This window comes from Geobacter hydrogenophilus, assembly GCF_018501225.1.
GTDB classification, from domain to species: Bacteria; Desulfobacterota; Desulfuromonadia; order Geobacterales; family Geobacteraceae; genus Geobacter; species Geobacter hydrogenophilus.
This window is the reverse complement of record NZ_JAHCZI010000003.1, coordinates 447,055-461,677: the sequence shown is the minus strand read 5'-3', so window position 1 is coordinate 461,677 and position 14,623 is coordinate 447,055. Positions and strand designations below refer to the sequence as shown.

Annotated in this window: 14 protein-coding genes; 4 read left to right on the top strand and 10 right to left on the bottom strand. The window is 61.8% G+C overall.

Annotated features, from left to right (window positions below; translation table 11 throughout):
* The first annotated feature begins 80 nt into the window (after positions 1-80).
* Both KI811_RS08110 and coaE read left to right on the top strand, forming a co-directional pair.
* On the top strand, positions 81-1,721 hold the full coding sequence (locus KI811_RS08110) for a FapA family protein (RefSeq protein WP_214185958.1): 1,641 nt from the start codon (positions 81-83) through the stop codon (positions 1,719-1,721).
* An 81-nt stretch (positions 1,722-1,802) separates the two neighbouring features.
* The gene (gene coaE / locus KI811_RS08105; protein ID WP_214185957.1) at positions 1,803-2,408 is read left to right on the top strand and encodes a dephospho-CoA kinase; all 606 of its coding nucleotides are present in this window, start codon (positions 1,803-1,805) and stop codon (positions 2,406-2,408) included.
* A gap of 14 nt (positions 2,409-2,422) precedes the next feature.
* Here coaE and KI811_RS08100 read toward each other — a convergent pair whose 3' ends face one another.
* Positions 2,423-3,205 (bottom strand): IclR family transcriptional regulator, encoded by a 783-nt coding sequence (locus KI811_RS08100; protein ID WP_214185956.1) that lies wholly within the window; start codon positions 3,203-3,205, stop codon positions 2,423-2,425.
* A gap of 335 nt (positions 3,206-3,540) precedes the next feature.
* Here KI811_RS08100 and KI811_RS08095 point away from each other — a divergent pair, with 335 nt between their 5' ends.
* Entirely contained in the window at positions 3,541-3,996 is a 456-nt protein-coding gene (locus tag KI811_RS08095) for a universal stress protein (protein ID WP_214185955.1), read from the top strand.
* On the opposite strand, the gene KI811_RS08090 is transcribed toward KI811_RS08095, so the two are convergent.
* The 6 genes from KI811_RS08090 to trmB form a co-directional block, all read right to left on the bottom strand.
* Complete coding sequence (locus KI811_RS08090) at positions 3,986-4,783, bottom strand: sugar phosphate isomerase/epimerase family protein (protein WP_214185954.1); 798 nt, start codon at positions 4,781-4,783, stop codon at positions 3,986-3,988. The two genes, KI811_RS08095 and KI811_RS08090, sit on opposite strands and share 11 nt — an antisense overlap.
* Before the next feature lie 5 nt (positions 4,784-4,788).
* Entirely contained in the window at positions 4,789-5,985 is a 1,197-nt protein-coding gene (locus tag KI811_RS08085; protein ID WP_214185953.1) for a putative nucleotidyltransferase substrate binding domain-containing protein, read from the bottom strand.
* Between the two features lie 24 nt (positions 5,986-6,009).
* On the bottom strand, positions 6,010-7,539 hold the full coding sequence (locus tag KI811_RS08080; RefSeq protein WP_214185952.1) for a VC_2705 family sodium/solute symporter: 1,530 nt from the start codon (positions 7,537-7,539) through the stop codon (positions 6,010-6,012).
* Positions 7,532-7,858: a DUF4212 domain-containing protein gene (locus KI811_RS08075; RefSeq protein WP_004514346.1), complete on the bottom strand. Its 327-nt coding sequence runs from the start codon at positions 7,856-7,858 to the stop codon at positions 7,532-7,534. The genes KI811_RS08080 and KI811_RS08075 overlap by 8 nt, the downstream gene beginning before the upstream one ends.
* 101 nt (positions 7,859-7,959) lie before the next feature.
* The gene (gene truD, locus KI811_RS08070; protein ID WP_214185951.1) at positions 7,960-9,165 is read right to left on the bottom strand and encodes a tRNA pseudouridine(13) synthase TruD; all 1,206 of its coding nucleotides are present in this window, start codon (positions 9,163-9,165) and stop codon (positions 7,960-7,962) included.
* Entirely contained in the window at positions 9,162-9,797 is a 636-nt protein-coding gene (trmB, locus tag KI811_RS08065) for a tRNA (guanosine(46)-N7)-methyltransferase TrmB (RefSeq protein WP_214186000.1), read from the bottom strand. The genes truD and trmB overlap by 4 nt, the downstream gene beginning before the upstream one ends.
* Before the next feature lie 135 nt (positions 9,798-9,932).
* On the opposite strand from trmB, the gene KI811_RS08060 reads away from it, so the two are divergent.
* Complete coding sequence (locus KI811_RS08060) at positions 9,933-11,246, top strand: DEAD/DEAH box helicase (RefSeq protein WP_214185950.1); 1,314 nt, start codon at positions 9,933-9,935, stop codon at positions 11,244-11,246.
* Between the two features lie 99 nt (positions 11,247-11,345).
* On the opposite strand, the gene KI811_RS08055 is transcribed toward KI811_RS08060, so the two are convergent.
* From KI811_RS08055 to KI811_RS08045, 3 genes are read right to left on the bottom strand one after another with little or no spacing between them, the layout of a single operon-like run.
* A complete protein-coding gene (locus KI811_RS08055; RefSeq protein ID WP_214185949.1) occupies positions 11,346-12,575 on the bottom strand; it encodes an ABC transporter permease in 1,230 nt (409 codons plus the stop codon).
* Positions 12,572-13,294 carry an ABC transporter ATP-binding protein gene (locus KI811_RS08050; RefSeq protein WP_214185948.1) on the bottom strand — a complete coding sequence of 241 codons (723 nt, stop codon included), beginning with the start codon at positions 13,292-13,294 and terminating at the stop codon, positions 12,572-12,574. The genes KI811_RS08055 and KI811_RS08050 overlap by 4 nt, the downstream gene beginning before the upstream one ends.
* On the bottom strand, positions 13,295-14,506 hold the full coding sequence (locus tag KI811_RS08045) for an efflux RND transporter periplasmic adaptor subunit (RefSeq protein ID WP_214185947.1): 1,212 nt from the start codon (positions 14,504-14,506) through the stop codon (positions 13,295-13,297).
* Between the last annotated feature and the right edge of the window lie 117 nt (positions 14,507-14,623).

Sequence of the window (14,623 nt, the reverse complement as noted above, 5' to 3'; positions counted from 1 at the left end):
TTGCAACCATCCGATGAGTATGCCTATAGACGCACGTCTTCAGAGAGACTCAACGACACCCAACCGAGTAAGGTGGAAGCATGGGAGAATCCCCCTCAAACCCTTCGGGTCTCACCTTCAGGCTTGCCGACGACCGCAAGCTCAAGGCCATCTACGTGCCTGCGGCCGAGAAAGCCTCCGTAAACCTCGGCTTCCTGAGACATGCCCTCGTCGCCGGCGGCTTCGCCGATCTCTTCATCTACGACCATGCCCTCGTGGAGCTCATCAAGCGCTATAATGCCGCAACTCAGGAGTTCGTCTACGATATCGGCGAACAACGTGACGGGACCTACATCATCCGCAACACCCCGGACAACATCGAGGCCTATCTGACCCTGACCCGCCCCTATGGGGGGAAACCGGTACGCCCGGAACAGCTGCATCAGGCCCTCAAAGAGCGGGGGGTTATCTATGGAGTCCTCACCGATGAAATCGAGGCGGTCATGGAGGCCGGCGAGGCCACGGACCTGCTCATTGCGCGGGGGATTCCCCCTGAGCAGGGGACCGACGCGGAACTGGTAAGCCTGATCCCCCAGGCACGCGACCGGCAACCCGAACTTCAGGACAACGAAACCGTCGACTATCGCGACCGTGGAGAGATAAGCAGCGTCAAGGCAGGTGATCCCCTCATGCGCCGAATTCCTCCAACCCCGGGAAAACCGGGCGTCAACCTCATGGGGAAGGAGGTCTCGGCGCCACCGGCAAAAGATCTCAAGTTTACCCCGAATCTGCCCGGCACGGCCTTTGCTCCCGACGACCCCGACCTTCTCATCGCCACCATCGACGGACAACCGGTGCTCGTGGCCAACGGCGTCATGATTGAGCCGGTCATCAAGGTCAAAACCGTCGACCTTTCAACGGGCAACATCTCCTTCAAGGGCTCCATTGACATTTCCGGGGATATTATCCCGGGAATGACCGTGCGTGCCACGGGCGACATCTCCGTCGGCGGTGTCGTCGAAGGGGCCACCCTGGAGGCAGAGGGAGACATTGTGGTACGGGGAGGGATAATCGGCCCGGGAGAGAACCGAGACCCCAAGGGTAAGTCAGGCCAAGAACGCGCCCTGATCCGCGCAAAGGGAAACATTGAGGCCCTCTTTGTGGAAAACGCCCACGTGGAGGCCGGCGGCATGATCCAGATTGCAGGATTTGCCATGCAAAGCAACCTAGTGGCCGGCACCCAGGTCGTGGTCGGCCAGGAGGGGACCACGAAAGGACACATCATCGGCGGATCCTGCCAGGCGGTATCGCGAATCCAGGCAGTCACCCTCGGTTCCCACGCGGGAGTCCACACCGCAGTGAGCGTGGGAGTCAATCCCCACGTAAAGGAAAAGCTCTCCACCGTCAAATTGAAGATCGCTGAAGCGGAACGTGAACTCGACGAGTTGACCAAGAGGCTTGACTACTTTGCCTCTACCCCCCTAAAAGGCACCCCCGAGCAGATCAATGAGACCCGACATGCCAAGGAAAAGCTCGCAACGGCGCTATCGGAACTCAAGGGAGAAAAGAAACGGCTTGAGAAGAGACTAGAACAGGCCGCCGATGCCCTGATACGCGTGGAGCGGGCCGTATTGAGCGGCGTTGTCATCTCCATCGGCACCAAGACCCTTGAAGTGAAAGATGACATGGAGGGGGGAATCACCTTCCGACTGGAAGATGACGCCATCGTCGCATCCCAGTGAGCCTGCCGCTTCGGGCACCCCTTCCCGATTGACAGCTTTAACAAAGTATGGAATGGTTCCCGGTCATCAAGGGAGGGAGCCATGCTAGTCATAGGACTGACCGGCGGGATAGCGTCGGGAAAAAGTACCGTTGCGCGGATATTGGAACGGCTCGGGGCCACGATTATCGATGCCGACCTTCTCGCGAGGGAAGCTGTTCTCCCCGGCACCCCGGCCCACGAGGACATCGTGGCCGCCTTCGGCATGGAGATCCTCCTGCCGGACGCCACCATTGATCGCAAAGCACTGGGGCGCATCGTCTTCGCCAATCCGGATGCACGGCGACGCCTGGAGGCCATAACCCATCCCGCCATCGCCCGCCTGTCACAAGCGCGACTGGCAGAGGCCCGCCGTTCCGACGCACCAGCGGTCTTTTACGTGGCGCCCCTGCTCATCGAAGCGGGAGCAACCGGCCGGGTTGACGATATCTGGGTAGTGTACGCCGATCGGGAGACACAGCTCGCTCGACTTACGGAGCGCGACGGAATCAGGCGAGAGGAGGCCGAACAGCGGCTCGCAGCCCAGATGCCCATGGACGAAAAGGCTTCCCACGGCTCGGCCGTCATTGACAACCGGGGGACGCCAGAGGAGACGGAACGGCAGGTGGTTGCCCTTTGGAAGGAGAGAATAGAAAAAAGCCCCCGGTAAATCCGGGGGCTTTTTCATTTGTGGTAGCCGAGTTTCATGGAAATCTCATCGGCGGCCTGCGTAATGAGGGGAATGAGCTCCTTTGCCATCCTCTCGTCGGTAAAACGCATGGATGGCCCGGAAAGACTGACCGCGCCGATGATCCGGCGGGTATAGTCGCGGATCGGCGCGCCGGCACAGCGGACCCCCAGGTCAAGTTCCTCGTTGTCGATGGCGTACCCCTGCTCCGCCACTTCCTTCAGGTGCTTCCGCAGCACGTCACGGTCGGTGATCGTATTGGGAGTGTACGGCTTGAGCTCTTTGGTCGGGAAAAAGGCATCAAGTTCTTCGTCGGGCATGTACGCAATCTGAACCTTTCCCGCTGCCGTGCAGTATGCCGGAAGCCGGGAACCGACACGGGGGACAACCCGCACGGTGAGGTCGGTCTCCACCACGTCCAGATAGACAATGCTCTGCTCCTTGAGAATCGCCACATAGGCGGTCTCGTTGCACTCCTTGACAAGCCACTCGAGCACCGGCCGTGACTGGCGCAGAAGTCCCATCTGCTTGATGAAGGTCTGCCCCAGCTCCAGGGTCTTGAGCCCGAGCCGATAGTTCTCCGTAACCCTGTTCTGCTCGATATAGCCCCGCGACTCCAGGGTGGCAAGGAGCCGGAACACGTTGTTCTTGTGGAGTTTCAGCCGTTTGGAGAGCTCCGTAACGCCGAGTTCGTCCACATCTTCATGAAACTGCTCAAGAAGGTCAAGGGCGTGATCGACCGCCTGAATGATATATTCCGATTTATCCTTCTTGGCCATTGGCCCTCCTCTTTCACAGAAAGAAATAAGCCTTCTTACATAAGCCTTAAGGGGAAATAAGTCAAGGGTAACGTCCCTGCCAGAAACCGTCACTCCGTTATCCAGATCCACTTCCCGTTATATAGTTATGCGAAAACCCCCTGAACTGTAGAATATCGTTTTATAATTGTCAAGACTCATTATTTATTTTATAGTCGTGTCACGGAGATAGCGTCAGCCGATATCGATGGTCTCATACCATAACCTCATCCCAATCGATTATTTTTCCCGCCTTACCTAGGAGCCGGCGAGACTCCCGGACAACTCTATGTCTGTTCTATTCCAGGAGATTCCCCATGCTTAATCTGCGTAAAAAAATCCTCGTGGCCATTGACGGTTCCCCTTTCTCCGACAAGGCGGCCGAAGAGGCGGTCCGGATGGCTGCGGGGAACCCGAGCCAGTTCAAAAGCAAAATCTACGCCATGCTGGTCCTCCCCAATGCCCCGCGGAGCACCTTCACCGACTTCGTCCCCCCGCCTCCCATCACGGAAACCAAGGAATGGGACGAACTGAGGGAGCGGGTCTTCTATGTCATCGAGAAGAACGCGAAGGAGGCGGATATCCCTCTCGAAATCAAGGTGGTGTATGGCGATCCCGCGGACGAGCTCATCGATTTCGCGGAAAAGGAACAGATTGACGTAATCGTGATCGGTAGTTCGGGGAAAGGATTCCTGAAACGGAAGCTCCTGGGAAGCGTCTCCCACAAGGTGGTGAAGAACTCCCCGTGTTCGGTCTACATCGTCAGGGGGTAGGATGTTCGGTCTCCTTACGGAGATAGGAGAGAATTTCGCTGAGGCTCTCCACGATGATCCGCTCGTCGCGGGGAAACTCTTCGGGGGAGAGTTCAAGGGTCAGGGTATCGTTGTAGCCGGTGCTGCGCAGATGATTGAGAAAGCGGGTGAGCGGAAGGATGCCGTGTCCCGGCAGCAGATGCTCGCGGCCGTGGCCGTAGTCTGAAAAGTGGATATTCCTGATCCGGCCGCTGTTGTAGCAGAGATAGAAGTCGTTGATGAAGTTGGCCTTCCCCGACCCCATGTGGGTGGTGTCGAAGGTCATGAACAGGTTGCGCTCCTGAATGAAGTCGATGAACTTAGCCGTACTGGAGAGGATGTGGGGGTTCATCCTGACCCGCTTACCCACCCACGGCATGTTCTCCAGGGTGACGATGACCCCCCCCTGCCCCACCTCCTTCTGAAAGTCCATTACCCGGTAGAGCCAGCGCCAGAAACTCAGCTCGAACCCCATCCACGAGGGGGGGTGGAAGTTCACCAGCGGAATGCCGCAGTCTGCCGAGAGCTCCACGCACCGCTTGAGGGAGTCGATGGGACTCCCCCAGCCATCCAGGGGCATGAAGGGGGCGTGCATGGAGTTGATCGGAAGGATCTCCGCAAGCTCCCGGATCAGGGTGCGGCAGTTGACCTTCTGGAAATCCTGATTGACGATGAGCTCCACCCCGTCAAACCCTGCCTCCCGGGCAATGGTCATGACCTTGCCGAGAGGAAAGGTAAAGAGGGTACCGGTGGAGAGGGATATCCGCATCCTCCTCACCCCTGTCCGCTGATGCTGCTGTAGACGATCTTCTGGAGGCTTCCCACCGCTTCGAGACTCGCGTGGAGTTCGTGCTCCGCATCCTCCCCAAATTCTTCGACATCAACGAGAATGCCGTTTTCGCCGGCAATCTCCCGCTGGATGGCATGGCGACAGAAGCAGTGCCAGGCCCGCAGGAGCCGCTCCGCCAGTTCCACGTCGATCCGCCCCCCGTAGAGGAGTCCCCGGATCCGCTCCGTCGTCGCCGTTTCCTGGATATCGAAGCGCACCGTCATGATCCGCACATTGGCCACAATGGGGCCGATACCGTAGAGGGACAGATTGAACATCCCCCGCTCCACCCGGAGTCTGCCAAAGAAGTCAAAGCCCGACTGCATCATCGCCGTCCGCCGGGCGATCTCCCGCAGGGGATCGATCTGGGCCGTGAGTGCGGATCGGACCACGTTGACCATTTCGGCGGCAAGGGAGGGGTCCCCGGCCACAAGACGCAGATCGGCCAGGCGAATGAGCCAATCCAGGTCCCCTCCCCCCTCAAGCGCCCTGACTGCAATCCGTTGGCGCCATTCCGCGAGACTGCCACGCCACGAGGAAGAAGCGGGCGTAATGCCAGCGCGGCTGCGGATGCCCAACCGCTCCAACAGGCCAGCGCCCCTGCCGCTGAACCCCACGAAGGACGAACCAGCCTCGTTTCCCTCGTGGACCAGCAGGAAGTCGCAGGCATCAAACCGACCCACCTCGCCCCGTCCCGCGGAACCAAGAGCCATCCAGCACCAGCGCCCGGCCGGCAGCCCAACACCTCCCACAGCCATTTGGCTGACGGTTATCCTCAGGGCAGCCCCTGTGATCCGGTCCAGGGCCACCGTGCGCATGAGGTGAAACGCCGTCACCGACCCACGGCGGCGGAAGTGATCGACTGCCATGGCACGCAGACGGTCCTGGACCAGAATGAGCTCCTGGACATCCTCGGCCTGGTCCGTCTCGTCCAGGGCGCGGGAAAAATCCTCCCGGCACCGCTGTTCAGCCGCCAGTTCCTCTTCGAGGGTACTCCTCACCCCCAGAAGCAGCAACTCCTCATCTCCGGCCGACAAGTGCGCCATGCGGGCATAGAGCCCCTGCCGCACCTGCTCGACAAACTCGGCCGTGCCGCGCCGGGTCAGGAGATCCTCACCTTTCGCTCCAAGTAACAACGCCATGTTGCTGCTCCTTTACCGTCGTCGTCAGTCCATGTGGCCGTGAACCTGCTCGGCCAGGAACCGCCGCACCTCGTCGGGAGGCGGCGGCGTCAGGAGCGACACCCCGACCATTATGGCAATAACAGTGGGTGCACCGAAAAAGGCCGACGAGGTGAGGGGAAAGATGTCGGCCACCAGCGGCAGAAAGCCGCCAAAGAGGGGCGCCGAGAAGGTGATGACAACGCCTGTCAGCATCCCGGCGATGACTCCGTGGCGGTTGGCCCTCCCCCACCAGATACCCAGAAGGAAGGCGGGGAAAATGGTGTTGCCGGCCAGGGCAAAGGCAACGGCCGTAATCTCGGCGATGAGCCCGGGCGGGTCGAGGGCCACCACCAGCACCACGCCGGCCAGGGCCACCACCGCCGCCTTGGAAAGGGCCATCTTGGTGGTCTCCGACGCCCGGGGATTGATGAAACGGTAGTAAATGTCGTGGGAGAAGGAGGAGGCACCGGTGATGAGGAGCCCTGCCACGGTGAAGAAAGCTGCGCTCACGGCCCCGGCGGCAAGGATGCCGATCATCCACGGAGGGAGCCCCCCCATGACCGCCGTCTTAATGACGACAAGGTCGGCCATTCTCTCAGCCGCTGCAGGGGAAAGGGAGACGCCGGAGCGGGCCTCCAGAAGCCGGGCAAAGACGGCGTAGGCCGGAGCCGACCAGTAGATGAGGGCGATGAAGAAGAGCCCCCACACGAGGCTCCACCGGGCGTCCCGGATATTGGGGACCACGTAGAAGCGCGAGAGCACATGGGGGAGCCCGGCGGTCCCCACCATGAGGGTAAAGCAGAGGGATATCCACTGGAAGAGGGAACCCGAGGCAAAGGGGGCGGCGAAGTTAATGCCGAACTCCCGCTTCAGGTCCTGGATGGCCACCCCGTAGCCGAACTGGGGGAGAACCCAGAAGTAGCCGAGCTTGTACGCCAGCACCATGAGGGGAAGGATGAAGGAAACAATGAGGAGCGTATACTGGAGCTGCTGGTTGCGGGCCACACCCAGCACTCCCGAGATGATCACGTATCCCACCACCACGACGGCCCCAAGGATCACGCCGTTGCGGTAGTCGGTGCCGAAGAGCCAGGCGAAGAGCATCCCGATCCCCTTGAACTGGGCCGTGCAGTAGATGATCGAGATGGTGATGGAGATGCCGGCTGAAATGAGCCCTGCCATGGGCGACGCGTAGCGGTCCCCCACGAAGTCCGGCGCCGTGTACTTGCCGAAACGCCGGATCTGTCCCGCCATGAGGACCAGAAGGAGAACGTACCCGCCGGTCCAGCCAATCACGTAGGCCAGGGCGTAGTACCCGTGGAGGTAGAGGAGTCCCCCCATGCCGAGGAGGCTCGCGGCGCTCATCCAGTTGCTGGCAATGGCGGCCCCGCCGCCGATCCGGCCGATGTAGCGGCCACCGATGCCGTAATCGCTGGCGCTCCGGGCCCGGGCGCGGAGCCCCGCCACGATGAAGGAGGCAAGGGCAAGGGTGACAATGATGAGGGGTATGAGGTTAGGCCCCGCGTCAGTCATGGCTTCGATCCTTCCTTCTGCTGTGCTGCTCCGTGTGCCGGTCGATGTAGATGTTGAAGAGGATGCAGAGAATGATGAACCAGAGGGGGAGAAACTGGGCAGTGAACCAGAAATGCCAGGGGAACGAGAGGAAGGTGAGGCGGGTCAGGATACCCTCTCCCTGGGGAGTTTCGGAGAGAAGCCAGAGGATGGCCTGAACGCCGAAGTTGGCCACTGCCCAGCCAAGGAGGACGAAAAGGATGATCACCACCTCGCCGGTCATGTACCCCTTCCGGGGACGAAAGATGTTGACGTCGTACCACTCGCGATCATGCTCCATTAGAGCACCTCCCCATGGGGATTCGGCTGTATTGCGGCTGTTTTACATTGTATCGGCTTTTACCGCGATTTCTCCAGGCCCCGGCCGTAATTCAATCCGGCCTACCCGCCCTTCACGACCTCCCGCAGGACTGCCGTGGCGTAGCTCCCCTTGGGAAGCGAGAACTCCAGCACCAGCCCGTCAGCGTCCGCGGAAGCCCGGGGATCGCCCAGGGGAACCCGCAGGGGCCGCCGCTCCCCCTCCATCCGGAGTCCGCCGGGGAGGTCGAAGCTGGCCGGCTCCACCCCTTCGGCCGCCAGGAGCGACCGTTCCAGCGCCCCCTCTTCACCCTCGGGCATCATCATCCGACAGCCGAAGAGGGGGCCGGTGGGGGAGATCTCGAAGTGCTCCGCCCGTGGCGCTTCGGCCGCGGGGTCCGTTACGAGGAAACAGGCGCCGTTTGCGTGCTTCCAGGCCAGGTCCCCCTCCTGGACGGTGTCGAGGGAGTCGAGCCGTGCCTCCACCACGTGGTCGAAAAGAGCCGACTGGCAGGCGGAGAGGTAGAGCTTCCTGAGCCGGGGATTGACCGCGCGAAAGGCCCCCTCAAAGTCGTCAGGGCGCTTCACGAGGCGCTGGATGACGTCCCGCTCGGTGCGGCAGTGACCCGGGAAGAGGCGCAGGCTCTCCTCCAGTTCCCCTCGTTGGTACGCCTCAATAGCGCTCCGCCACGCCTCCCCCGTAACCTTTGACGGATCGCCCACGAGAAGATCCACCGCAGCGCGCCAGTCGCCGGCCAGCATGGCCCGGCCGATGAGATGGCTGTTCCCCTGGGCGCCGTAGCGCTGTTCCCCGAAGCGGTTGGGGACGCCGCGCCGTTCCAGCACCGCTAAAATCGCCTCGACCCGGGCCACGGCGTCGGGCACCACCCCCCTGACCCGGATCCGGAACCGGTTTCCCGCCAGGTGCCCCAGCTTCAGCTTGTTCCGGTGCCGTTCCGCGGAGAGAACACTGATGCCGGGAAGCTCCAGAGCGAGCACCTCCTCGGGTTTCACCCGGGGAAGCGACACGGTCTGGCGGGTTACTCCCCGGGCATCCTTCATGCCCGCATACCCCACGTCCCGCTCGGACAGCTTCAGCACCCTGGCCAAGCGGCGAATGGCATCTAGGGTCGTCACCCCCCGTTTCTCGATGAGGGCATAGACGTGCTCACCCTCGCCGCAGGGAAGGTAGAGGGGAATCTCCTCCACCACGAAATCGTCGGCGGTCTCCTTGATGGTTCCGCCGGTGCCAGGGAGGCCGGCGGTCAGGTAGCGCTCCCCGCCGCTCACAGTGCTCCCTCCGCCGATTTCCGGTAGTGGACAAAGTATATCCGCTTCCCCTCGGCCATGAATTTCATCATGTACTTGGAGAGGTGGTACCCCTCCAGTTCGTGGCGGTAGCGGTCCGGGGCAAGCATGTTCACATACCCCTCCACTCCCGGCATAAACTCCGCCACATCGATGCCGTAGTCGTCGAAGTCGGTGGCAAAGAAGAAATCGCCCCCCGGCGCCAGGTAATCACGGATGAAGGAGGCAAACTCCCGGTTCACGAGGCGGCGCTTGCGGTGGCGCTTCTTGGGCCAGGGATCGGGACAGTTGATGTGGACCGCACAAAGGGACTCCCTAGGGATGCGATCGACGACGAACTTGCGGGCCTCGTCCCGCACGACCCGGACGTTGGGAATAGCCAGCCGTTCGAGGCGGCGGCAGGTTTTGTCGCACCCCTTGTTGTAGAAGTCGATGGCAATATAGTTGATGCCGGGGTTGTCGTTGGCGGTCTTGGCGATGAAGTCGCCTATGCCGCAACCGATCTCCAGGGCCAGGGGATTGGCGTTTCCGAAAACGGTGGCCCAGTCGGCGGGCGTTGACAGTTCATCAGGGTTCAGGAAAAATGGTGAAGAGATTTCGATCATGCGCTGCATTCTTGTCGGTTCCTCGGGGTTGAAGTGGGCGTACCATACCACAAAAGCCCGGAAGCCCGGAAGCGCTTTTCTTGCCATTCCCGACCTCCTGTGCTATAGCTATCTGGTTGAAATAACGAAAAAAAGGAACACCAGATGAAATTCACCGACTTAAACCTCCCCGAACAGGTGCAACGGGGTATCGCCGACACCGGCTTCACCGACTGCACCCCGATCCAGGAAAAGACCCTCCCCCTGGCCCTTTCAGGCAAGGATGTGGCCGGCCAGGCCCAGACCGGCACCGGCAAGACCGCAGCCTTCCTCATCAGCCTCTTCACCCGGCTCCTGAAGAACCCCACGGGGGGAGAAACCCGCAATCCGCGCGCCCTGATCTTGGCCCCCACCCGGGAGCTCGTCGTCCAGATCGAGAAGGACGCCCAGGCCCTCGGGGCCCACTGCGGCTTCGTCATCCAGGCCATCTACGGCGGCGTCGACTACATGAAGCAGCGGAGCGCCCTGAAGGAGGGGGCCGACGTGGTGGTCGGGACGCCGGGGCGGCTCATCGACTACCTGAAGCAGAAGGTTTACTCCCTCAAGGAGATCGAGGTCCTTGTCATCGACGAGGCGGACCGGATGTTCGACATGGGGTTCATCGCCGACCTCCGCTTCATCCTCCGGCGGCTCCCCCCCTTTGACAAGCGGCAGAATCTCATGTTCTCCGCCACCCTGAACCAGCGGGTCATGGAGCTGGCCTACGAGTTCATGAACGTCCCCGAGAAGGTGGCGGTCACCCCCGAGCAGATGACCGCCGAGCGGGTGGAGCAGGTTCTCTACCACGTGGGGCGGAAGGAGAAGTTCCCGCTCTTACTAGGCCTCTTGCGCAAGGAGGGGATGGAGCGGACCATGATCTTCGTCAACACCAAGCGGGAGGCGGAGTTCCTGGACGAGCGGCTCAATGCCAACGACTCCCCCTGCCGGGTCATCTCCGGGGACGTGGAGCAGCGCAAGCGCCTCAGGATTCTGGAGGACTTCAAGAACGGCAAACTCCCGATCCTCATCGCCACCGACGTGGCCTCACGGGGGCTCCACATCGACGGGGTCTCCCACGTCATCAACTACGATCTCCCCCAGGACGCCGAGGACTACGTCCACCGCATCGGCCGCACCGCCCGGGCCGGCGCCGAGGGAAAGGCCATCTCCATGGCCGACGAGGACGGCGCCTTCCACCTGGAGGCGATCCACGAGTACATCAAGGACAAGATCCCGGTGGAATGGGCCGAGGACGACCTCTTCGTCCACGACTTCAAGCGGGTGAAGCCAAAGCCCAAGGGGCAGGAGAGCCGGGCAAAGGGGCCTACCCACCACGGCAGGAAGCATCCGGAGGGGGAGAAGAAAGCAGGGGAAGGCGAGGCGAAGAAGCGACGCCGGCCCCGGAAGAAGCCGGCGGGGGAGAAGCCGAAGCCGGAATAGGAGTATTTGAGATAGGCGCAGTAAACCGTGAGGATAACGAAAAAGGGGAAAGGCCGACTAGCCTTTCCCCTTTTTCGTTCGTTGTTTTCCCGATCAGAATCACTCGTACCGCAGGGCCTCGATGGGGTTCAGATTGGCCGCCTTGCGGGCCGGGTAGAAACCGAAGAACACCCCGACGCCGGCGGAGAAAAGAAAGGCGATAACGATCGCCTCGGTCGAGATGAGGGTCGGCCACTGCATGATCTTCGAGACCGCCATGGCCCCCACCACCCCGAGCCCCATGCCGATGATCCCCCCCACCGTAGTGAGGAGCACCGCTTCGGTCAGAAACTGAAGGAGGATATCCCGCTGTTTGGCGCCGATGGCCATCCGGATGCCGATCTCCCTGGTCCGCTCCGTGACCGAGACGAGCATGATGTTCATGATGCCGATGCCGCCGACAACGAGGGAGATGGAGGCCACAGCCCCCAGGAGGATCGACATGACCTTGGAGGACTGCTCCGAAACCGCGAGGATCTCCGACAGGTTTCGCACCGTGAAATCCCGCTCCCGGCTCGGGCCGATCCGGTGGCGCTGGTCCAGGAGCGCGGCCACCTCTTCCTCGGCCTTTTTGAGGACATCGGCACTTTTCGCCTGGATCATCATGGCGCCCACCGTGTTGGGGAACTGGCTGCCGAAGAGCTTGCGCTGGGCAGTGCGCAGGGGCACGAAGATCACGTCGTCCTGGTCGGTCCCCTGGGGAGATTGCCCCTTGTGGTCCAAAAGCCCTATGACGGTGAACGGAATCTTCTTGATCCGGATGATCTTGCCGATGGGGTCGGCATCGCCGAAGAGGTTCTCGGCCACGGTCTGGCCGATGATACAGTTTTTGGTGGCGCCGTCCACATCGGACTGGGAGATGTTTCTCCCCGTTGTCAGGGGCCAGTCCCGAACGACAAGCATTTCAGGGGTGCACCCCATGACGATGGTGGACCAGTTCTGGTTTCCATAGACGATCTGGGCCGATCCCCGGACCGTGGGGGCCACATTCTCCACCGACGGGCATTCCGTCTGGATGGCCCGGGCATCATCGTAGGTGAGGGTCGGGGTGCCGCCGGCCCCGGTCCGAAGCCCCCCGCTGGTGGTGGAGCCGGGAAGGACCAGGAGGAGGTTGCTCCCTATGCTGGAGATCTGGTCGGAGATCATCTTGCTCGCCCCGGCGCCGATGGCCACCATGGCGATGACGGCGGCGATGCCGATGATGATGCCGAGCATGGTCAGGAGTGCCCGCATCTTGTTGACCCGCAGCGCCCGGAGGGCGATAAGGAGACTTTGCCAGAGGGTGGTCACGGGGCCTCCTCGTGGGTCACCGCCACGGCGGGCGATGGGTTCGGCGTATCGGCGATGATGGTTCCGTCCCGAAAGACGAGGTGCCGGCCGGTGAATGCGGCCACATCGGGCTCGTGGGTGACCATGAGGATGGTGATCCCGTGGCGGTTCAGCTCCTGGAAGATGGCCATAATCTCCACCGTGGTCCGGGAGTCGAGGTTGCCGGTCGGCTCGTCGGCCATGATAATGGCCGGCTCGTTCACTAGTGCCCGGGCGATGGCCACCCGCTGCTGTTGGCCGCCGGAGAGTTGGTTCGAGTAGTGGTCGGCCCGGCCGGCGAGCCCCACCCGCTCCAGGGCCGCCAGAGCCCGCTCCCGGCGGGCCGCCGCCGGCATCCGGGCGTAGACCAGCGGCAGCTCCACGTTCTCTCGGGCCGTGGTCCGGGGGAGGAGATTGAACCCCTGAAATACGAACCCTATCTTGTTGTTTCTTATCTCAGCCAACTCATTGCGGGAGAGCCCCCCCACATTGACACCCTCCAGGAGATACTCGCCGCTGGTCGGGACATCGAGACAGCCGAGCATGTTCATGCAGGTGGACTTGCCGCTCCCCGAGGCGCCCATGATGGCGACGAACTCCCCCTGCCGGACGGTGAAGGAGACCCCCCGGAGGGCTTCTACACGCTGATCCCCCATGGTATAGACCTTGGTGACGTCGGTAATTTTGACCACCTCGCCCATCTAGAACCTCGGCCCCATGGGTCCGCCCATGCCGCCCGATTTTTTCTGCTGCGGAGTGACCTGCTCAATAATCACCTGGTCGTTTTCCTTGAGGTTCCCGGAAACCAGTTCCACCTGCCCGTCATTGCCGATGCCGGTCTTGACCGGCACCTGGACCGGCTTGTTCTCCGGCCCCAGAATATAGACCTGCTGTCCCCCTTCCCTCTTCTTCCGCCGTTGTTCCGGACCGGCCTGCTGCCCCTTAGCCTCCTTCTCATCGGTCCCCTTTTTGGGCTTATACCGGAGAGCGGCGGAGGGAAGCTTCAGGACATTCTCCTTGCGGGCGATCTCGATGCTGACGTTGGCGGTCATCCCCGGCTTGAGCTTCATATCCTTGTTGTCGACGTCGATCACCACCACGTAGGTGACGACGTTCTGGGTGACGACCGGAGCGTTGCGCACCTGCCGGACGGTGCCGGTGAAGCGGTTCTCGGGATAGGAATCCACGGTGAAGCTGACCGGCTGTCCCACCTGCACCCGGCTGATGTCGGCCTCGTCCACGCTGGTGTCGATCTCCATGCGGGTCAGATCCTGGGCGATGGTGAAGAGGGTCGGGGTCTGGAACGACGCGGCCACGGTCTGCCCCACGTCCACGTTGCGGGAAACGACGATGCCGTCCACCGGCGAACGGATGGTGGCATAGCGGAGGTTGGTCTCCGACTGGCTGAAGGCGCCGCGGGTCTGGGCCACGCTCCCCTCGGTCGCCTTCACGGTGGCCTTGGCCATCTGGTACCGGTTGTCGGCAGTATCGAAATCGCTCTGGGAAACGACGCCGTCCTTGAGGAGCTGGCGGTTCCGCTCCAGGTTTTTCCGGGCATCCTCGAGGTCGGCCTTGACCCTCAGGAGGCTGGCCTGGGCGTTCAGGTAGTTCCCCCGTGTCTGCTCCAACTGAGCCGAAAACAGCGAGGGGTCGATCTGGGCGATGATCTGCCCCTTTTTCACCGGCGAGTTGTAGTCCACAAAAAGCTTCTGTATGGTGCCGGAAACCTGGGTACCCACCTGCACCGTCACCACGGCGGCGAGATTGCCGGTGGCGGAGACTGTGGAGACGATGTCGCCCCGTTCGACCTTGGCGGTCTTAAATACCGTTTCCGGCTTTTTGTTGAGGGTGAAGTACGCGGCAACGCCAGCCACCACGAGAACGGCAGCGGCGGGGATGAGGAATTTCTTCATGCGGAACCTCGGCGAGGATAGATATCACTATCGCATTTCTGCTTTGTGTATAGATGAAAACGAGGCAAACCTCAACCGGTTGACACGAAAAAGCCCCCTGCCATGGGGCAGGGGGCT